This is a genomic window from Anabaena sp. TISTR 8404, assembly GCF_056847745.1.
In genome coordinates, this window is record NZ_CP180578.1 from 6,103,586 (window position 1) to 6,123,308 (window position 19,723).

The following is a 19,723-nucleotide window of genomic DNA, read 5'->3' on the forward strand; positions in this document are numbered from 1 at the left end:
AAGTATTATGATGCTATAACTACAACAGTCCGCCCAGTCAAAACTGCGTAATTTTTATTAGAGTTTTGCAGCATAAACCCACTTATTACGTCCTTGTTCTTTAGCTTTATACAAAGCTTTATCGGCGGCATCAACTAATTCTTGAGCAGAAGTTTTAGCTGTTGGTATTTGAGTTGCCACACCTAAACTAACAGTCACAAAATCTTGAAAGCTAGTTTTTTTTATATGAGAAATTTTTAATTCTTCAATAGATTTATGAATTAACTTAGTTACTTTAATGGCACCTGATTCATGCGTATTTGGCAAAAGAACAATAAATTCTTCACCACCATAACGAGCTAGTAGATCCGTAGGACGCTTTAATACAGCTTGTGCTGCACGAGCAACTTGTATTAAGCATTCATCTCCTGCTAAGTGTCCATAATAATCGTTATAATCTTTGAAATTGTCAATATCAAATAAAATTAAAGATAAATAATTCCCAGTTCGTTGTAGTCGATTCCATTCCCGCTTTAATGATTCATCAAAACAACGACGGTTAGCTATTTTGGTAAGACCATCTAGCTTACTAAGTTTTTCTAACTTAGAATTTGCCTGTGCTAAAGCATGATTTGCTTTAGCCAATTGATTAGCTTGAGAACGGGATTGCTCTAATAATTCTGAATGTTCCAAAGCCACAGTAAACTGAGCAGCTAATTGTCGAATAAATTGAATTTCAGACGTATTCCATTCCCGTGAACAACGGCACTGATGAACGCATAATAATCCCCATAAAGTTTTTCCTTTCATTAACGGGACAACAATTTGTGCCTTGATTTGAAATTGCTCTAACACTAAAAGATGACAATCTTTTAGCCCAGCTTGATAAATATTTGATAATACCTGTATACGTCCTTGATGATAAGCAATTGCATATCTTTCCCCAAAACAATGATCCTTTACTTTTATAGCAATCACCGAATCGTAATCAGGCAATACATTCTCTGAGACAAATTCACCATAGGTATAGTTCGATTCAGGGTCAAATCGAAAGATCCCAACCCTATCCGCGCGGAGAGCTTTACGAACTTCTCGTACAGTTGTCTTAAACAAAGTATCTAAATTAAGAGATTCACGAATTTCAGCAACTAAATTAAACAAAATTTCCTGCTGTTGATTCGCTTTGTGTAGTTCTGCTGCTTTTTGTTCTGCTTGAGCTAACAATTCTGCTTGTTTAACTGCAAACCCTAACTGCGTTGCAATCTGAGATAGAAACTGTATTTCTAATTTTTTCCATTCATGTGGTTGCGAGTGCTGATAAGCAGCAAGTACTCCCCAAAGTTTTTTTCCTACAAAAATTGGTGCTGTTGCATAAGCGCGAATATGGAACTGTTCTAAAATTTCTAAATGGCATTGAGACAAGCCTGCTGAGTAGACATCTGAAACCACTAAAGTTTCATTATTACGATAACGTCCACCTTGATGTTCTTGTAAATAAGAGTCATTCCAAACTGTATTTTTTCCTAATGTCTCTACATCATCCCATCCAAGCTCAGCAAACTCAAAATCACTAACAAATTCTCCACCCCAGTTGTCATAAAAACGATAGACAGCAATCCGCTCAATGCGGAGTAACTTGCAAGTTTCTTTAGTCGCTGTACGAAAAATTGTTTCTAACTCTAAAGAAGCTCGGATTTTACTAATAACTTTATAAAGTGCCTTTTCTTGCTTTTCTAATTGTTGAATTTGAACGTTTTTCTCATGAAATTGAGTTTTTAAATTGCTAACACTAGGCTGTCCTAGAAGTTTACAGAATAAATCAGCCGCTACTGTGGTAATGTGATGTAAAATTTGGTCTAACATAAAAGGTAGTTTCAATTATTTTTTGTATCAAAAGGTAAAACAAATCGTTATATTTACGTAAATATTTTGGCTTGATAAAAACTTATATCAAAGCTTTCTTTAAGTTTAACTTTTCTACAATTTATTCTTTTAAAAGATTCAATTAACAGAGACAGCATAATAGTTGCTATCTATTAGCATCCTTGGCAAAACATTGCTTATATTTTGGCGTATTGTACTTATTTATCAAGACTAACGATTAAATTGATTGGGCGGAAACTACACACATTGCAATTAAATTTATTAGCGCTTAGGCACAAAATTTAGTTGTTGAAATTCAAGGAATTAACAACAAGCTTAAACTCATTAAGCGTTTTGCATTTGGCTTGAGAAATTTTGATTATTTCCAAATTAGATGCTGGCTGAATTGGCATTTCAATTCTTAGTTTGGCATGTTAGCTACTGAAGAACCAGATTTTTTTCAAAAGTTTTGGTATGTAACTGATGTACCATAAAATTTGAGACATTCAGCCCTTGGTGCTTGAGCTAGATAAATGGCCAAAGTGATGAAGCAATTTTTACGCTGGTTAATTTTGGGCGGGACGCTGTTTTTTGTTGGCAAAGCCCTAAAAGATCACTGGCTTGAGGTAATGGCTATCAAAATTGATGCAGCTGGATGGGCAATTCTGGCGATCGCCACAGGCGTAACTTTACTATCACATACTTGGGCTGGCTGGATTTGGACTTGGGTTTTGCGCGATTTAAATCAACCTGTACTGACTGTTCCATTTATTCAGGTCTACTTGAAAACAAATATTGCTAAGTATCTCCCAGGCAATGTGTGGCATTATTATGGGCGAATTGTCACAGCGAAAAATGCTAATGTCTCTGCTGGTGTAGCTACTTTAAGTGTCTTGTTAGAACCACTACTGATGGCCGCAGCAGCTTTAATAATTGTTGTGGCATTTGGTGGTCAATTTGCTGCAACTCAAACTAATTTAGCTCTACAAATATTACAATTTGTAATTTTAGTTGTGATACTTTGTGGTGTGCATCCTTGGTGTTTAAACCCAGTAATTCGCTTTTTATATAGATTGAAGAACAAAAAATCTGCTGATAATATTCAGCCAAAAGTTGTTGTTAATCTTGAACGCTATCCCTCACGCCCCTTATTAGGAGAGTTAGTATTTTTAGGACTGCGTAGTTTGGGATTTATCTTAACTATTTTTGCCATTAGCCCTCTGAATCTCAGCCAAATTCCTTTGTTAGTGGGGGCTTTTAGTTTTGCTTGGCTGTTAGGTCTTGTAGTTCCAGGTTCGCCAGGAGGATTAGGTGTATTTGAAGCAACAGCGATCGCACTTTTACAGGATCGTTTTCCTTCGGCTGTAGTGATTAGTGCGATCGCTTTATATCGTCTAATTAGTATCTTAGCGGAAACATCTGGTGCAGCTTTAGCTTGGCTAGACGAACGTCTGGTTAAGACCAACAGCTAAAATAGCTTAGTCTAAATATCAGTGTTAATTTCAATTAGCTTTTGTCGAGACGATAACCCTGATTTAATGCTGACATAAGACTTTGGTACATCAAATTTATCAGCTAATACTTTAATTAACTCTTCATTAGCTTTCCCATCAACTGGAGGCGATTTTAAATATACAGTTAAAGTTCCATCAGCTTGTTCTTCAACTTTTTGTTGTTTTGAATTAGTTTTAACTTTCACTCTTTTTTGCATTGCCTATTTCCCTTAATTGTCGTAGCCACAACCAACCTAAAATACAACCCAAAATATAATGAGGGAAATCCCACCAAGAAAAAGTAGTGCCAAGCAATAATCTACCTATCAATGTGGCACGCATAGCTTCTAATATTGGTGGATGCCAAAGTTGTAAAAACTCTACTATACAAGTAATTATAAAAACCCAAATAGGAATTTTTACTACTACTTTTCGACTCTGGAAAAACCAGAATGCAAATAGACACCAAAAAATTTCGTAAAATACAGCTGCGCCGTTATTATTAAACCATTGACGACCTGGGCCGGGATAGTATTTAAATAAAAAGCCCATCGCTGTAACGATGAGCAAAGAGACGATAATGAATATTTTTGAGTTACGGTTGTGGTGCATTTTCGCAAAGCTAGAAACTAAACAAGATTCTAGCCTTCATATCTTTCATCTCAAATAAAGTTACGGGTATCTTTTACTGCCAGCCCCTACTACCCCAATTTTGTGGCGATATGAAAGTTCAGCACCAAACCACCCAGAAACGCTAGTCAGCGTACCCACTACAAGAGATATTAATAACCCCCAAGGTAAAATGCGTGCTTCAGCGTCACCTAAACGTAGGAGAAAGTTGAAAAGCGTCAAAACTAAGAGAGAAACATTAAGGATCATGTGTACCCAGCCAGCAGTACGCTTACGGACTCGTTCAATTTTCAGAAAATCGCTCATCCCGATCGCAGCTGCAATTAAACCTCCAACTAGTCCAAGTCCAATTAACCATAAGGAAGCCCTCGCCCAGAAGAAATCACGAGTTAACCAGTAGCCAAAGTCGCTTCCTAACGCTGCGGCTAAAAAGGCTATGGGGAAAATTACGCTTAAAGGGTGTAAGGGATGCCCCGCGATCGCCACTGTGCTAGGTACGCCAGTATCACGATACTCTCTATCATCACTCTCAATAATCGGTGGAATATTTGGAAAAGGGCTAGAAGCCGATGTTGTTTCTGAAGTTTCCATAGTTTCCATAAATAATTATCCTTTGTTTAAGCCGAGGGAATTTGTTCTACACAAGCTTCTGCTTGCAGGGTTAATTTACCTGGTTCTACTTTTAATTGCTTAACTCGCAAGCTCATACCTTCTAAATCGAAGTTAGATAAATTGAGAATTTCGCTGGTTTGGTCAATTAAAGCTTTTGCCAATTCTGGTGAAATTTCATCCCCTTCGCCATACTCGACATTTTCTAAAGATACAGTTTGTCCATTAGCACTGACTCTAGGTATTGCAGAGAAAGCAACTTTTTGTGTTTCACTTGTTTCTTTTAATTGAATAGTTGCATCTAGCCTTATCTTTTGATTATCAAGTAAATGCAATTCTACATGTTGTGGTTCTATACTCATTGATTGACCATTAACATGTACTTTCTGGCTTTCAAGTTGCGATCGCACATATTCAGAATTAAAAGCACGGTTAATGTCATCTTCCGTTAATACAACTTTCGCACTAGCTTCTGTGGGTTTGGTTAATTCAATTTTGCCAAAAGCTACACTTAAAGGATTGATGCTAACATTACCCATTTGCATTTCTAATTCCTCCATCCGGAGGTCTTTCTGCATCACCAAACCTTCGCCTGATATTTCTACTGCATCCACTTCTCCCTGAACCATTTTTAATGGATCAGTTTTTATATTGACATCTAAATTTTCTACTTCATCTAATTGGCTAGACAATCCTATTTCAGCGGCTTTATTCAGTGCTTGCTCTCCTAGCCCAGGACTTTCAGACATTGTGTTATTATTTCGCATTTGACTCTCTTTGGACAATTTAGAAAAATAATTTTAAAAAATTATCTACCTAACGATGGAAACAGAATTTTTCCTGCGTATATCTAAAAGAAGAATCAGAATCTCTTATGTAAAAAAACTTCTTTTCTATCTAGAGTTACGCAATTAATCGCTCAAAAGAAAGAGGGAAGATGATTAACTTCTATGACAAGCTTTGACTAGTAATAATACGATTACTTTTTGAGGAGAACTTCAGAATGGTATCAACTTTAGATGATACAAAGCGCAATGCTATTGCTGCTAAATTGGCTAGTATTAAATTAGTTCAACAGTTACTAATTGAGAATGAAGAACTATTTTTGAGAGAATCTACAGATAGTGAAATTTCTGATCGTATTCGGAATTTCCTTGAAGATGATCGTAAAAACCTGGGAATTATAGAAACTGTAATCGTGCAGTATGGTATTCAGCAAGAGCCGAAAAAAACTGTTCGAGATATGGTAGAACAAGTTCGCAAATTGATGCAAGGTTCTGAACTGAGTTTCTACGAAAAAGTATCTCAGCACGAATTATTAAAGCATCAACAAGTAATGAGTGGTTTGTTAGTCCACAAAGCTGCACAAAAAGTAGGTGCTGATGTAATGGCAGCGATTGGCCCTATCAATCCCGTTAACTTTGAGAACCGCGCACACCAAGAGCAACTCAAAGGTATTCTGGAAATTTTGGGTGTCCGCGAATTGACTGGACAAGATGCTGATCAAGGAATTTGGGCAAGAGTTCAAGATGCGATCGCAGCAGTTAGTGGTGCTGTTGGTAGTGCTGTTACACAAGGTACTGACAAACAAGATATGAACATCCAAGACGTTATTCGCTTGGATCACAATAAGGTAAATATCTTGTTTACTGAACTGCTACAAAGCAATAATTCCCAAAAAATCCAAGAATACTTTGGTCAAATCTACAAAGACTTAACTGCCCATGCGGAAGCCGAAGAAGAAGTAGTTTACCCTAGAGTTCGTTCTTTCTACGGCGAAGCTGATACCCAAGAACTTTATGATGAACAAGCTGAAATGAAGCGGCTGTTAGAACAAATAAAGGCTATTAGTCCTTCTGCTTCTGAATTCAAAGATAGAGTTAGAAACCTGATGGATATCGTTGGTGACCATGTTCGCCAAGAAGAAAGCACAATGTTTGCTGCCATCCGCAACAACTTGAACACCGAACAAAGTGAGCAACTAGCTACAGAATTCAAAGCAGCTAAGGCCAAAATTCAACAAAGATTAGGTGGAACTGCAACTGGTGCGAATGTTTAGAAAGAAGTGCTGCTGACAATAGCAGCCCATCTACACATAGAAACACCTTAACTTTGCATCTCAATTAAACAGGGGATAAGTATCTTAACTATCCCCTTATAAATACAGCAATATATTAATGGCATTACATACTTGTGTAATGAATTGAGATTTTTAATTAAAACTAAAGATATATTCTTTGCAGCGTTGTGTATTGGGGCGAGATGCACAACGTGAAAGTTGTGCGTAAAGGCAGTAGCCTATTTTACTGAGGAGCTATTTCCTTCTGGAGTTCTTTCCCTCCAGTCCTCAGGACTGTTTCATTTGCAAGTTTGTTCGTATCGCATTGGCGCAGCAAATTTCTGTCAAAGTTCTCTACCTTACCATAAAATTATTCTGCAAGAGGTCTAATAATTAAACTCATCCTGATCCGCATTCATTTGCGGTTAATTTATTCTGCTTGTACCTCACTCACAGAATGCGAAAATAAACTAATGAAAGGTATTGCGACCGAGATTGCATCTATTGTTGGGAAAGAAAATACTGTTCTTTGGGAAACTCTGGAAGTCAGTCAACAAAAACCTATTCAACAGGCGACAGCTTCTGTAAATCCTCCAAATTGCATTGTCTATCCTCGCACTCAAGCACAATTAGCCCAAGTTATTGCCACCGCCTATCAAAACAAGTGGCGCGTCCTCTCCTGTGGTAGTGGTAGTAAACTTACTTGGGGTAGTTTGGCCAAAGGCGTTGATATTGTAGTTAGTACAGAACGCATTAACCAACTTATTGAACACGCGGTTGGTGATTTGACTGTAACAGTAGAAGCTGGTATGAAATTCGCCCATCTTCAGGCAATTTTGGCAAAATCACGCCAATTTCTTGCCCTTGACCCCACTGCACCAGATGCGGCAACTATCGGTGGTATTGTGGCTACAGGTGATACAGGTTCCTTAAGACAACGTTATGGTAGTGTACGTGATCAGTTATTAGGTATTACTTTTATACGTGCTGATGGGCAAATTGCCAAAGCTGGTGGACGAGTTGTGAAAAATGTTGCTGGCTACGACTTGATGAAGTTGTTTACTGGCTCTTACGGCACATTAGGAATTATTAGTCAAGTAACTTTTCGCGTGTACCCGGTTCAGGAAGTGTCGGGTACTGTTGTGTTAACTGGGACAGCAGAGGCTATATCTCAAGCGGCCTCTACTTTGCGAGGTTCGGCGTTAACGCCAACCCAGGCTGATTTGTTATCCACCCAATTTGTGTCTAGTCTAGACTTGGGCAAAGGATTAGGATTAATTGTGCGTTTCCAAAGTATTAGTGAGAGTGTTAAAGAACAATCAAACCGCCTGTTGGAAATAGGAAGACAATTAGGTTTAAACGGGGCAATATATGCCGATGAAGACGATACTAATCTATGGCAGAGATTGCAAAACCAAATAAAGACTTATAACACAGAATCGGGAATTACTTGCAAAATAGGAGTGTTACCTAGCGTTGCTGTGGAGATTTTGCATCAGGTGAAAGTTGGTTTAATTCATCTCAGCAGTGGCTTGGGATGGTTACAATTAGAGGAGCAAAATCAGGTTTTAAAAATACGCGATCGCACTCAGTTTCATCAAGGTTTTTTAACTATTTTAACCGCACCTGTAACAGTCAAGCAAAATATTGATGTTTGGGGATACACAGGTAATGCTTTGCCCTTGATGCGCCGCATTAAAGAACAGTTTGATAGCCAAAATATTTTGAGTCCGGGTCGGTTTGTGGGTGGAATTTAACTAACTACCGCCAAGAAAGTCCCGATAAAACTTAATTCATAGCCAAGCATGAAAGAGTGACTAGTATGTTGACTCAGCACTCAGCACTTTCAAGTCAGAGGGGAAATATGCAAGTTTCAGAAAATTCTATTAACAATACAGCTAGTATAAAAAACTTACAAGGTTTTGATGCCCATCATCCACCTGATCCAAAGTTGATTGATACTTGTGTACATTGTGGATTTTGTCTTTCCACTTGTCCTAGTTATCGGGTAATTGGTAAAGAGATGGATTCTCCCAGAGGACGTATCTATCTCATGGATGCAATTAATGAAGGTGAAATTGCCCTCAATACAGCCACAGTCGAACATTTCGATAGTTGTTTAGGGTGTCTTGCTTGTGTCTCAACTTGCCCTTCTGGCGTACAATATGACAAACTCATTTCCGCTACTCGCCACCAAGTTGAACGTAATTATCCCCGCAGTTTTCCAGATAAACTTTTCCGTCAACTGATATTTTCGCTATTTCCCAACCCAGATATTTTACGCATTTTACTTGTGCCATTATTTGTTTATCAAAAGTTGGGAGTTTCTAAGTTATTACAATCAACAGGTATTCTCAAGAATATATCTCCACGGTTGGCAGCAATGGAATCAATTCTGCCACAAATTACTGTCAAATCTTTTCAAGATAATTTACCAGATATTATTCCAGCCAAGGGCAAAAAACGCTATCGAGTTGGGATGATTTTGGGATGTGTGCAACGGCTGTTTTTCTCACCTGTGAATGAGGCAACAGTGCGAGTATTAACAGCAAATGGTTGTGAAGTTGTAATTCCTAAATCTCAAGGTTGTTGTGCGGCGCTTCCTGAACACCAAGGACAAACCGAACAAGCCAAAGCGTTAGCAAGACAGATGATTGATAGTTTTGCTGATACTAATGTAGATTTCGTAATTATCAACGCTGCCGGTTGTGGACATACTTTAAAAGAATACGGTCACATTTTAGCTGATGATCCAGAGTATCGAGAAAAAGCTCAGGATTTTGCTGCTAAAGTCAAAGATGCTCAAGAATTTTTAGCAACTGTCGGTTTAACAGCCAAACTATCACCACTCACCAATAAACCTTTAACTTTGGTTTATCAAGATGCTTGTCATTTATTACATGGACAAAAAATTAGTCTGCAACCGCGTCAATTATTGCGCCAAATTCCAGGGGTAACCTTAAGAGAACCTTTAGATGCAGCTTTGTGTTGTGGTAGTGCGGGTGTTTATAATTTGCTGCAACCAGAAGTTGCTGAGGAATTGGGTAAGCAAAAAGTCCAAAATTTATTAAATACTGGTGCTAATTTAATTGCTTCTCCTAATCCTGGTTGTTCTTTGCAAATTACCAAGCATTTAGAATTGCAAGGTAAAAATATTTCTGTTATGCACCCAATGGAATTGTTGGATTATTCAATTCAAGGTTTGAAGTTGGAATTGTAATTAGCTAAAACAACGTGAGTTCGATGAGTGCTTTGTTGACCTCACCCCCATCCCCTCTCCTACAAGAAGAGGGGCGTAAAACCCTCATTTTTCATGGCTCCTTCCTCGCCTTTTATGAGAGGAAGAGGTCTGTCGAATTCACGTTAAAACATATATTACTTTTAGGAGTTGCATAAATGCGGGATGAATTGTCTCACGCTCCAGGCGCAGAGAGAATAAAGAGTTGAATATTTGAGTACCGGAGATTTCATCACCTATTTCAGCAATGTCTACTTTTCAGACATCCTCTAAAATCTAAAATTGTTTGACCAATGAGCAAACGAGTAATTGTAGTTGGGGCTGGCTTGGCAGGACTAACGGCTGCTTATGAACTAATTCGTGCTGGATTTGATGTGCAAGTTTTTGAAGCCCGTGAGCGAGTTGGTGGGCGAGTCCAAACAGCTTTTTTTGCAGACGGACAGCATGGCGAATTGGGTGCAGAGTTTGTTGATGATCACCATACAGCGTTGATATCCTATGCCTCTCAATTCAACCTCACGCTTGAGCCTGCCTTTAGGTATCCAGATGACCTCTGTTATTACATTGATGGCAATTTTGCTACTCAAAAAATGCTCTTGTCTCAACAACAGGCTTCTTTAGATGCTGCGTATCAAAAGTTAGATCAATTATTGACACAACTTGCCGATCCTGGACAAACATTAGCTCAGTGGCTGAGTGAAAACTCCATCGCGCCTTTTGCCTGCAAAGTGCTGCGTCAGCAATCCTATGGACTGTATGCAGCAGATCCAGAGGAGATTGGAGTGAGTTTCTTTGCTTATCTTTCTTTTGTCACTCCGGGAAGAGTAAAATCAGAAAAGAGGTCTGAAAGGCAGGAGGGGACTATGACACAGCCAAGAAGCCCCAAACCAAGCATAAAATTTGTGGACGAATATTGTGCAATCTACCAAAACCTATTTCCAGAAGTGAGAAGTTTTGAAAATTTCCGAAACCTACATTTAGGAATGATATCGGAGATAAAAAGAAAATCTTTACCAGAAATAGCTCTTGTGGTGGGATTAGAAAATCAGCAATCATTACATCATTTTTTAACAGAATCACCGTGGTCAGTAGAATCATTAAAGAAGCAAAGATTAGAACTAATACTACGAGTATTAAATGGGCGATCATTAATTCTAATAATTGATGAAACTGGAGACAAAAAACAAGGTCATACTACAGACTATGTGAAAAGGCAGTATATTGGGAACTTAGGCAAAATAGAAAATGGCATAGTTGTAGTAACAGCCTATGGCATAATTGAGGATATGACCTTTCCTTTAACATTTCAAATCTATAAACCAAGAGAGAGATTGCAGCCAGGAGATAAATATAAAACCAAGCCAGAAATCGCAGCAGAATTAATCAGAGAACTGCAAGGAATGGGGTTTAAATTTGAATTAGTTTTGGCAGATAGCCTGTATGGAGAAAGTGATGGAAATTTTATTAGTGTTTTGAATCAATTACAACTCAATTTTGTTGTAGCTATACGTAGTAATCACGGAGTTTGGCTGCCAAAAGGGCAAAGAATTAGGTATAACAGATGGCGAAAGTTTAACCGTGTTTTCTCGAATGGTAAACAAGAAGTTCGATATATTAGAGAGATTATCTTCGGCAAGCGGCGCGATATTCGTTATTGGCAAGTCACGACGGACACGGAGAAGCTACCTGAAAATTCAACGTGGTTTTTAATGACCCATGTTCCAGATATTAAGTATTCAGAAGTTGGTAATCTTTACGGTTTACGAACATGGGTAGAATATGGACTTAAACAAAGTAAAAATGAACTCGGATGGGCAGATTTTCGGCTGACCCATTATTCTGACATTCAAAAGTGGTGGGAAATAGTTTGTAGTACCTATCTCATGGTCAGCCTTCATTCAAGTGTCTTCCATGAATCTCATAGCTATATCCTCAAAATATTTGCGGAGCATCCCTTGTGGGATGAAAATTATGGTTGGAAGAATATTTTAAATAATTTACGTCTGATTGTTCAACCTTTCATCCTTTTCAATTTGATTAAACCTTGGCTCAAGGTATTTCCTATTCCTCAACTTTCTACAGGATTTTCTTACTTGATTAGCATCATGAATACCTTGCATAATCATCTATTTTTATCCCTTTGGTCAGAGTTTTTCTCTTTTTCCTCTGCCTAGAGTGACAAAAGAAAGTTATAGTGGGACTTCGAGCGATCGCAATTTCCGAATTCGTGGCGGTAGTTCTCAACTAGCAAACGCATTTGCTCGGTTTTTAGGCGATCGCATCCATATAAATACGCCAGTTGTGCGGATTCAGCAGCGAGAACAAACTGTTGTTGTGAGTTTACAAACTCTTCAGGGACAAGTTGAAGTAGTTAGCGACTGGATTGTAGTGACAATTCCCTGGAGTGTCTTGCGCCATCTGTCCCTGGAAATTCCACTGACGCAGATACAACGAGAAGCGATCGCTAATTTGCCTTATGGCATATCAGTTAAAACTTTACTTCAGTACTCCAGCCGTTTTTGGCAACAATCTAATTTCGGACTGGTTGTGGGAGACACACCTTATCAAACAGTCTGGGAATCTACTTTAACTCAGAAAGGCGAGGCAGGAATTATGGCTTGTACAAGCAGTGGTACACCTAGCCACAATGTTGTTGGGAACTGCGTTGAATTAGCACAACAAACAATATCTGCACTTTATTCAAATGCTCCCAAAGCGATCGCAAGTGCAACTCATAACTGGAGTTCTGATCCTTGGGCGCAGGGCGCTTACTGTTACTTTGCTCCTTTTGACTTGAAAACCTGGCGTTCTGAGATATCCTACTCTGTGGGGCGAGTTCTTTTTGCTGGAGAACATACCGCCTCTATTGAATATTGTGGTTATATGGAAGGCGCTATCCGCAGTGGACAACGAGCCGCCGAGCAAATTTCAGCCTTTGTGAATGTCTAAAAAAATTATAGCCGTTTGCAGTTGAGTCTAATACAAACCTAACCCCCGACCCCTTCCCTACAGGGGAACTACAGTGTCCACACAGGTCAAAAATTTTTATGTTGAAGCCATTCCCGCCTAGAACTAAAGTTCCAGACTCATAGCTAAAGTCCACTCAAGTGGACTGAACTGGAATAAACTTCTTTTTGAGTTCTCTTGAGAGAACTTGCGCTATGAGACTCGGAATTTATTCCGAGGCAGGACTGTTGTAGTACTATTTCTTTTGACTAAAAAAGGAGATAAAAGAATATTTTCTACAACTTTCCCTTGAAATAATTCCAGTAACATATTCATCGCCAACTGACCCATTTCTAGCATTCGTTGGCTGACTGTTGTGAGTGGTGGCGTGACATAACTGCTGAGGGCAATATTATCAAATCCAACGAGGCTTAAATCTTGTGGGACTGATATACCTTGTTCTTTACAAGCTAACAAAGCGCCAACTGCAACCATATCGTTGTAGCAAAAGATGCTCGTGACTCCAGCTGCAACTAGTTGCGATAACATTTTTTTGCCGATATCAATATCACTGATTGTTTTACGGTCTTGATTGAGAATTGCTACCCAATCATTCTTTTGTGGTAAACCTGCTTGAGTCAGAGCCATACGATATCCTTCTAGACGTTGTTGGTCTGCTTTGCTACCATCACCTACACCTATATATCCAATAGAGGTGTGTCCTAGATCTATGAGATGTTCTACGGCTAAAGCGCCACCTAAACGATCATCTATGGCTACTGAGTGAAATGTTTTGTCTTGATCTTCCGTGTCGATGTTAATCAAAACTGTTGGCACAGTAAATTGCGTTAACTTTGGTGTATATTGCTTGCTTACTCGTGAGTCCGCTACTAAGATTCCGTCCACTCTCCGATAATGAAAATTCTCAATAGCGGCTATTTCCTGCTCAAAATCTCCATACGAAGCACTTAACAAAACATTCAAGCCTGCTTGTCTTGCAACTTGTTCAATTCCTTCTACTAGCTCACCAAAAAAGGGATCTGCAATGGAAGTTACAACTACTCCAACGGTATAAGTGCGTTGAGTTTGTAAACTTTGAGCGATCGCATTCGGTACATAGTTCATTTCCTGCGCTAGTTTTTTAATTTCCTCTCGCACTTTAGAACTAATTAGGGGACTGTCTCGTAAAGCTCGTGAAACCGTGGAGTGAGAAACGCCTGCTTTGCGAGCAATATCTTCAATGGAAATCTTTCGTTTACTCATCTTCAGCATTGCTGTAGGTGACTTAAATAAAATTAACACATTTTTTATGCACAGGTGTGCAAAAATAATAAACATGATTAATGCACAGGTGTGCATAATGTTCAAAATTAACAATTAAGCCTGTCAAATTAACCGTTTCTGAGAGGAGAAAGGAATTAGGAACTGGTATTTTTACTCGGTACGAAAACTTTCTTAATTCAGTTCAGTATAAATATCTATCGTTAGGAGATGGTGAGAAAGATGATACAAAAGGCACGATTAAAGAAGATTTTTATTTAGTTAATATTTCTACACATATTTCAGTTTTTTTACTTAGGATGTAGGTGAATGTGAAAAAACAGGCCATCGCAGCGACTTTATTAAGTATTGTCAGTGGTACTCTTGTAAGCTGCACCAACGTTTCTCCCGATAGCGACACGACCGCTAACACTGATACAAAAAATGTTACTAATATCAGCACGCAAACCAACAATGGTGAAGGTAATACTAAATTACGATCTGTTGGTGTTACCCTTGGCGATTTAAGTAACCCTTTCTTCGTTGTTATGGCGCAGGGAGCCGAAAAAGAAGCCAAGAAAATTGGTGGTGATGATGTCAAAGTAACAGTAGTTTCTAGTGGCTATGACTTGAACCAGCAATTTAATCAAATTGAAAACTTCGTTGCTGCAAATACTGACGTTATTATTCTCAATGCGGCTGACAGTAAAGGCATCAGACCAGCTGTGGATCAAGCAAGAAAAGCAGGTAAGGTTGTGATTGCAGTAGATACAGGCGTAGATGCAGAGGTAGATGCTACCGTCACTACTAATAATGTGCAAGCTGGAGAAATTAGCTGCCAGTATATTGCCGATCGCCTCAAAGGTAAAGGCAATGTAGTTATAGTCAACGGGCCGCCAGTCACTTCAGTTATCCAGCGAGTGGATGGTTGTTTAAAAGTGTTAACCAAATATCCCGATATTAAAATCCTGTCTAAAGACCAGAACGCCGAAGGTAGCCGGGATGGCGGACTGAGAGTGATGAGCGATTTATTGGTGACATTTCCCAAAATTGATGCGGTCTTTGCCATCAACGATCCGAGTGGTGTGGGAGTAGATTTAGCTGCAAACCAAGCCAAACGCAAAGACTTTTTCATTGTGGGAGTTGACGGTGCGCCAGAAGCAATTGAAGCTATCGCCTCTAACGATAGCTTATACGCTGCAACTGCTACGCAAAATCCCAGAGGTATGACTGCAAAAGCAGTTCAGGTTGGTAACGATATCTTGCATGGCAAAAAACCCGAATCACCCAACATTTTGATTCCCGCCAAATTGATTACAAAAGAGAACGTTAGTACTTCCACAGGTTGGTAGAAGAGGCAGAGGGCAGGAGGCAGAAGGCAGGGGGCAGGGGGCAGGAGGCAGGAGAAAATTCTTCTTTCACTCAGCACTCAGCACTCATTACTCAGCACTTAGTATCAGCACTTAATAGTTATGACAACAAATATTGAAACGAATTTTCCTTTGGCCTCAACGGTCAACCCTGTACTAGAAATGTGCGGGATTGCCAAACGATTTCATGGTGTCCCGGCTTTGCAAGGTGTGAATCTCACCATTTATCCGGGAGAAGTTCACGCCCTCATGGGTGAAAATGGGGCAGGCAAAAGCACATTAATGAAAATCCTGGCTGGGGCTTACATTGCCGATGAAGGCGAGATTCGCATCAACGGTCAACCAGTGAAAATTACCGATCCGGGTACAGCACGGCAAGCGGGTATTAATCTGATTTATCAAGAATTGAATGTCGCACCCAATTTAACTGTTACCGAAAATATGTTTATGGGTAGCGAGTTGCAGCGAGGTCAATTTTTAGACCGCAAAAGTATGGAACTTGAAGCCCAGAAAGTATTAGATAGCTTGGGGGCTAGTTTTACACCACAAACAATAGTTGGCACATTAGCGATCGCAGAACAGCAGCAAGTAGAAATTGCACGAGCGCTAAAAGACAAAAGCCGGATTTTGGTAATGGATGAGCCAACCGCAGCCTTGTCTGACCGCGAGACTGAGCGTTTATTTGAAGTGATTCGCAAACTCCGCAACGATGGCATTGCCATTATTTACATCAGTCACCGTATGGAAGAAATATATGCCTTAGCAGACCGGATTAGCGTGTTGCGCGATGGTCAATATATCGGCAGTCTGACCCGTGATGAAATTTCGCCACAACGATTAGTACAGATGATGGTCGGTCGTTCCATGCAGGACTTTTACGAACATCAACGCCAGAAAAATCCTGGTCAAGTAGTACTAGAAGTCAGAAATATCAGTGATGGACGCAAAGTTAAACCAGCGAGTTTTCAACTGCGTGCTGGCGAAATTCTCGGACTCGCCGGGTTAGTTGGTGCAGGACGCACAGAAGTATCCCGGCTGATTTTTGGTGCCGATCGCAAAGTTAGCGGTGAAGTATTCCTCAATGGCAAAAAACTAGAGATTAATTCCCCCAGTGATGCGATCGCTGTCGGTATTGGTTACGTCCCAGAAGACCGCAAAGACCAAGGTTTATTTCTGGAAATGAGTTCCCGTAAGAATATTGGACTGAATCGACTCAAACAAGATGCTAAAGCAGGCATCGTTAACTGGGGTTCAGTAAATAAAATTGCCACAGAAGCAGTCGAAAACTTCCATATCCGGCTGGCTAATTTGGAAATTCGAGCCGTGGATCTTTCCGGGGGTAATCAGCAAAAACTTCTGTTGGCGCGTTGGTTAGCCATTAATCCCAGAGTTTTGATGCTGGATGAACCAACGCGTGGCGTAGATATCGGTGCGAAAAGCGAAATTTACCGGATTATTAGTGACTTAGCCGCCCAAGGCGTAGCAATTCTGATGGTTTCTAGTGAATTGCCCGAAATTGTTGGAATGAGCGATCGCGTTTTAGTCATGCGCGAAGGGCAATTAGTGGGCGAACTTGACGACAGCCCTGGTAAAGAAATTACCCAAGAAAACATTATGCACTATGCAACTGGAGCATCGGAGGTAACAGCATCATGAGTCAGACCTTAAGACCTGTCAACAATAGACCAAGTGAGCATTCCAAAGCAAGTCGGCGTAAATCAATCAACAATCTTTTGCAAGTTGCAGGTATCTTGCCGATATTGATTCTCATCTGCATCTTATTTTCACTGCTGAGTCCCAACTTTCTCACACCTGGGAACGCCATCAACATCTTACGCCAGGCATCAATTAATATTGTCTTGGCAACCGGGATGACCTTTGTCATTCTGACTGGTGGTATTGACCTTTCCGTAGGTTCAATCTTGGCGGTTTCTGCCGTAGTTGCGGTGTTAGTATCTCTACTTCCGGCTTTAGGTTGGTTGGCTGTACCAGCAGGTTTATTGACAGGCTTACTTTTGGGTTTACTCAACGGTGCTTTGATCACCTTTTTAGATGTCCCGCCGTTTATTGTCACCTTGGGTTCACTAACTGCCTTGCGGGGTGCTGCCTTTTTAGTTGCTAATGGTACAACAGTCATTAACCGCAACATCAACTTTGCTTGGATAGGTAATAGCTATGTCGGCCCTCTTCCTTGGTTAGTTATCATTGCCTTGCTGACTGTGGCTGTGAGTTGGTTTGTGCTGAGACAAACTGTGTTGGGTGTCCAAATTTACGCTGTTGGTGGTAACGAAAGAGCAGCAAGATTAACTGGTATCAAAGTCAATCGTGTATTGCTGTTTGTTTATGGTGTAAGTGGATTACTGGCAGGTTTAGCCGGAATTATGAGTGCTAGTCGCTTGTATAGTGCGACTGGGGTATTAGGACAGGGTTATGAATTAGATGCGATCGCAGCGGTAATTCTCGGTGGAACCAGCTTCACAGGCGGCATCGGCACAATTGGCGGCACGTTGTTAGGTGCATTAATCATTGCTGTTCTCAACAATGGTTTGACCCTACTAAATATGTCTTACTTCTGGCAACTAGTCGTTAAAGGCTTAGTAATTATTGCCGCAGTCATGATTGATAGACTCCGCAGACGTTCCAGACGTTAAGGAGAGCAAGGGTGCAGGGGAGAAATATCTTACTCAGCACTGTCAACTCTCTTTCTCTATCTGCGCCTCTGCGTGAGTAAATCGTATGTTTTTCAGCAACGCCAAATTTTTTACAACAGATATAAATATGACCTTTACCACAGAACGCCGTAAATCCAACACCTTTTATGTCATTTTGATTGCTGGTGCAGCTGCTCTTGGTGGCTTTTTGTTCGGTTTTGATACCGCAGTCATCAATGGTGCAGTTGCGGCTTTATCTACAGCCTTTAACGCTAACAGTGTACTAACTGGCCTTGCCGTATCCCTAGCATTGTTAGGGTCTGCGGTAGGAGCATTTTATGCTGGAAAGATTGCAGACCGATATGGTCGAGTTAAAGCAATGGTAGTAGCTGCGGTGTTGTTTACCTTCAGTGCTATTGGCTCTGGAATTGCCTTTGGTATCTGGGATTTTATCTTTTGGCGGATATTAGGTGGGTTAGCAGTCGGTGCTGCCAGTGTGATTGCCCCAGCTTACATTGCTGAGTGTTCTCCTACCAATTTGCGGGGTAGGTTGGGTTCTCTTCAGCAACTAGCAATTGTCGTAGGGATTTTCATTGCTTTACTATGCGATTACTTTATAGCTGTGTCGGCAGGTTCGGCTGAGTCACCATTTTTGTTTGGCATCGACGCTTGGCGGTGGATGTTTTGGACGGAAATTCCGCCAGCCGTACTATATGGCATGGCAGCTTTAATGATTCCCGAATCGCCTCGCTACTTAGTTGCCCAAGGACGAGAACCAGAAGCGGCTAACGTTCTCAATAAAATTCTTGGAGGTAACGTCCTGGCAAAAATCGAGGAAATTCGCCAAACAGTATTACGAGAACGTGAGCCGAGATTTTCTGACCTTTTACGCCGAAGTGGCGGACTCCTCCCGATTGTTTGGATTGGCATTGGTATATCTTTACTTCAACAATTCGTTGGTATTAATGTCATTTTTTACTACAGCAGTATTTTATGGCGAGCCGTTGGGTTTTCTGAAAAAGATTCCCTGACGATTACAGTGATTACAGGTGCTGTAAATATTATTACTACGCTAATTGCGATCGCCTTTGTAGATAAATTTGGTCGTAAGCCGCTGCTAATTCTCGGCTCAATTGGCATGACCCTTACCTTGGGAACAATGGCTGCGATTTTTGGCACTGCACCACTAGATGCTGCTGGCAACCCGACTCTCAGCGGTAGTGCTGGTCTTGTAGCTCTTTTAACTGCTAACCTCTACGTATTCTGCTTTGGTTTCTCCTGGGGGCCAGTCACCTGGGTACTGTTAGGAGAAATGTTTAATAATAAAATTCGCGCTGCTGCACTTTCCGTTGCTGCTGCTATGCAATGGATAGCGAATTTTGCAGTTTCCACAACATTTCCACCCATTCTGCAATATTTTGGCTTGGGTGCTGCTTACGGACTATATACAACGGCGGCAGCTATCTCATTGTTTTTCGTTCTCTTTTTTATTAAGGAAACTAAAGGTATTGAACTAGAGGATATGTAAGTAAGGGAACAGGGAACGGGGATCAGTTTTTGGATTCTCTATTCCCTGTAAATTCAGATAACAACTATAGCAAAGTACTGAGTTCTGAGTATAAAAC

At 40.3% G+C, this 19,723-nt stretch carries 16 protein-coding genes and 2 pseudogenes; 12 read left to right on the forward strand and 6 right to left on the reverse strand.

Annotation, left to right across the window (positions count from 1 at the left end):
• Positions 1–57: 57 nt before the first annotated feature.
• Positions 58–1,842, reverse strand: a complete 1,785-nt coding sequence (locus ACMX3D_RS26455; protein ID WP_482748755.1) for a diguanylate cyclase domain-containing protein — start codon at positions 1,840–1,842, stop codon at positions 58–60.
• Between the two features lie 314 nt (positions 1,843–2,156).
• On the opposite strand from ACMX3D_RS26455, the pseudogene ACMX3D_RS26460 reads away from it, so the two are divergent.
• A pseudogene (locus ACMX3D_RS26460) lies at positions 2,157–2,267 on the forward strand (transposase); the annotation flags it as partial.
• 108 nt (positions 2,268–2,375) lie between these two features.
• Positions 2,376–3,314 (forward strand): lysylphosphatidylglycerol synthase domain-containing protein, encoded by a 939-nt coding sequence (locus tag ACMX3D_RS26465; RefSeq protein ID WP_482748756.1) that lies wholly within the window; start codon positions 2,376–2,378, stop codon positions 3,312–3,314.
• A gap of 11 nt (positions 3,315–3,325) precedes the next feature.
• On the opposite strand, the gene ACMX3D_RS26470 is transcribed toward ACMX3D_RS26465, so the two are convergent.
• From ACMX3D_RS26470 to ACMX3D_RS26485, 4 genes are read right to left on the reverse strand one after another with little or no spacing between them, the layout of a single operon-like run.
• Complete coding sequence (locus ACMX3D_RS26470) at positions 3,326–3,553, reverse strand: DUF167 domain-containing protein (protein WP_482748757.1); 228 nt, start codon at positions 3,551–3,553, stop codon at positions 3,326–3,328.
• Positions 3,531–3,947: a ribosomal maturation YjgA family protein gene (locus tag ACMX3D_RS26475; RefSeq protein ID WP_482748758.1), complete on the reverse strand. Its 417-nt coding sequence runs from the start codon at positions 3,945–3,947 to the stop codon at positions 3,531–3,533. The genes ACMX3D_RS26470 and ACMX3D_RS26475 overlap by 23 nt, the downstream gene beginning before the upstream one ends.
• 60 nt (positions 3,948–4,007) lie before the next feature.
• Entirely contained in the window at positions 4,008–4,556 is a 549-nt protein-coding gene (locus ACMX3D_RS26480) for a DUF2231 domain-containing protein (protein WP_482752431.1), read from the reverse strand.
• Positions 4,557–4,582: 26 nt separating this feature from the next.
• Positions 4,583–5,323, reverse strand: a complete 741-nt coding sequence (locus tag ACMX3D_RS26485; RefSeq protein WP_482748759.1) for an LmeA family phospholipid-binding protein — start codon at positions 5,321–5,323, stop codon at positions 4,583–4,585.
• Between the two features lie 254 nt (positions 5,324–5,577).
• Between ACMX3D_RS26485 and ACMX3D_RS26490 the strand changes: the two genes are divergently transcribed.
• The 6 genes and pseudogenes from ACMX3D_RS26490 to ACMX3D_RS26515 all read left to right on the forward strand — a co-directional run bounded on the left by ACMX3D_RS26490 (position 5,578) and on the right by ACMX3D_RS26515 (position 12,820).
• Positions 5,578–6,633 (forward strand): hemerythrin domain-containing protein, encoded by a 1,056-nt coding sequence (locus tag ACMX3D_RS26490; RefSeq protein ID WP_482748760.1) that lies wholly within the window; start codon positions 5,578–5,580, stop codon positions 6,631–6,633.
• Positions 6,634–7,106: 473 nt separating this feature from the next.
• A complete protein-coding gene (locus ACMX3D_RS26495; protein ID WP_482748761.1) occupies positions 7,107–8,390 on the forward strand; it encodes an FAD-binding oxidoreductase in 1,284 nt (427 codons plus the stop codon).
• A gap of 107 nt (positions 8,391–8,497) precedes the next feature.
• Positions 8,498–9,853, forward strand: a complete 1,356-nt coding sequence (locus ACMX3D_RS26500) for a (Fe-S)-binding protein (RefSeq protein WP_482748762.1) — start codon at positions 8,498–8,500, stop codon at positions 9,851–9,853.
• A 311-nt stretch (positions 9,854–10,164) separates the two neighbouring features.
• Positions 10,165–10,635 (forward strand): annotated as a pseudogene (locus tag ACMX3D_RS26505) (flavin monoamine oxidase family protein); the annotation flags it as partial.
• A gap of 99 nt (positions 10,636–10,734) precedes the next feature.
• On the forward strand, positions 10,735–12,045 hold the full coding sequence (locus ACMX3D_RS26510) for an IS701 family transposase (protein ID WP_482748684.1): 1,311 nt from the start codon (positions 10,735–10,737) through the stop codon (positions 12,043–12,045).
• A gap of 1 nt (position 12,046) precedes the next feature.
• On the forward strand, positions 12,047–12,820 hold the full coding sequence (locus ACMX3D_RS26515) for a flavin monoamine oxidase family protein (protein WP_482748763.1): 774 nt from the start codon (positions 12,047–12,049) through the stop codon (positions 12,818–12,820).
• A gap of 210 nt (positions 12,821–13,030) precedes the next feature.
• Here ACMX3D_RS26515 and ACMX3D_RS26520 read toward each other — a convergent pair whose 3' ends face one another.
• Entirely contained in the window at positions 13,031–14,080 is a 1,050-nt protein-coding gene (locus tag ACMX3D_RS26520; RefSeq protein WP_482748764.1) for a LacI family DNA-binding transcriptional regulator, read from the reverse strand.
• Between the two features lie 323 nt (positions 14,081–14,403).
• Here ACMX3D_RS26520 and ACMX3D_RS26525 point away from each other — a divergent pair, with 323 nt between their 5' ends.
• The 4 genes from ACMX3D_RS26525 (at position 14,404) to ACMX3D_RS26540 (ending at position 19,626) form a co-directional block, all read left to right on the forward strand.
• Positions 14,404–15,429, forward strand: coding sequence for an ABC transporter substrate-binding protein (locus tag ACMX3D_RS26525; protein WP_482748765.1), 1,026 nt, complete (start codon positions 14,404–14,406; stop codon positions 15,427–15,429).
• A 120-nt stretch (positions 15,430–15,549) separates the two neighbouring features.
• Positions 15,550–17,103, forward strand: coding sequence for a sugar ABC transporter ATP-binding protein (locus ACMX3D_RS26530; RefSeq protein ID WP_482748766.1), 1,554 nt, complete (start codon positions 15,550–15,552; stop codon positions 17,101–17,103).
• Positions 17,100–18,098, forward strand: coding sequence for an ABC transporter permease subunit (locus ACMX3D_RS26535; RefSeq protein ID WP_482748767.1), 999 nt, complete (start codon positions 17,100–17,102; stop codon positions 18,096–18,098). Before ACMX3D_RS26530 ends, ACMX3D_RS26535 begins: the two co-directional genes overlap by 4 nt.
• Before the next feature lie 127 nt (positions 18,099–18,225).
• Positions 18,226–19,626 carry a sugar porter family MFS transporter gene (locus tag ACMX3D_RS26540; protein ID WP_482748768.1) on the forward strand — a complete coding sequence of 467 codons (1,401 nt, stop codon included), beginning with the start codon at positions 18,226–18,228 and terminating at the stop codon, positions 19,624–19,626.
• Positions 19,627–19,723: the final 97 nt, after the last annotated feature.

Bases quoted from the DNA above. Each gene is read 5' to 3' on its own strand.
- ACMX3D_RS26500 (WP_482748762.1), top strand. From the start codon at position 8,498: ATGCAAGTTTCAGAAAATTCTATTAACAATACAGCTAGTATAAAAAAC.
- ACMX3D_RS26540 (WP_482748768.1), top strand. From the start codon at position 18,226: ATGACCTTTACCACAGAACGCCGTAAATCCAACACCTTTTATGTCATT.
- ACMX3D_RS26455 (WP_482748755.1), bottom strand. From the start codon at position 1,842: ATGTTAGACCAAATTTTACATCACATTACCACAGTAGCGGCTGATTTA.
- ACMX3D_RS26485 (WP_482748759.1), bottom strand. From the start codon at position 5,323: ATGTCTGAAAGTCCTGGGCTAGGAGAGCAAGCACTGAATAAAGCCGCT.
- ACMX3D_RS26475 (WP_482748758.1), bottom strand. From the start codon at position 3,947: ATGCACCACAACCGTAACTCAAAAATATTCATTATCGTCTCTTTGCTC.
- ACMX3D_RS26530 (WP_482748766.1), top strand. From the start codon at position 15,550: ATGACAACAAATATTGAAACGAATTTTCCTTTGGCCTCAACGGTCAAC.
- ACMX3D_RS26535 (WP_482748767.1), top strand. From the start codon at position 17,100: ATGAGTCAGACCTTAAGACCTGTCAACAATAGACCAAGTGAGCATTCC.
- ACMX3D_RS26520 (WP_482748764.1), bottom strand. From the start codon at position 14,080: ATGAGTAAACGAAAGATTTCCATTGAAGATATTGCTCGCAAAGCAGGC.
- ACMX3D_RS26490 (WP_482748760.1), top strand. From the start codon at position 5,578: ATGGTATCAACTTTAGATGATACAAAGCGCAATGCTATTGCTGCTAAA.
- ACMX3D_RS26465 (WP_482748756.1), top strand. From the start codon at position 2,376: ATGGCCAAAGTGATGAAGCAATTTTTACGCTGGTTAATTTTGGGCGGG.
- ACMX3D_RS26495 (WP_482748761.1), top strand. From the start codon at position 7,107: ATGAAAGGTATTGCGACCGAGATTGCATCTATTGTTGGGAAAGAAAAT.
- ACMX3D_RS26470 (WP_482748757.1), bottom strand. From the start codon at position 3,553: ATGCAAAAAAGAGTGAAAGTTAAAACTAATTCAAAACAACAAAAAGTT.
- ACMX3D_RS26510 (WP_482748684.1), top strand. From the start codon at position 10,735: ATGACACAGCCAAGAAGCCCCAAACCAAGCATAAAATTTGTGGACGAA.
- ACMX3D_RS26480 (WP_482752431.1), bottom strand. From the start codon at position 4,556: ATGGAAACTTCAGAAACAACATCGGCTTCTAGCCCTTTTCCAAATATT.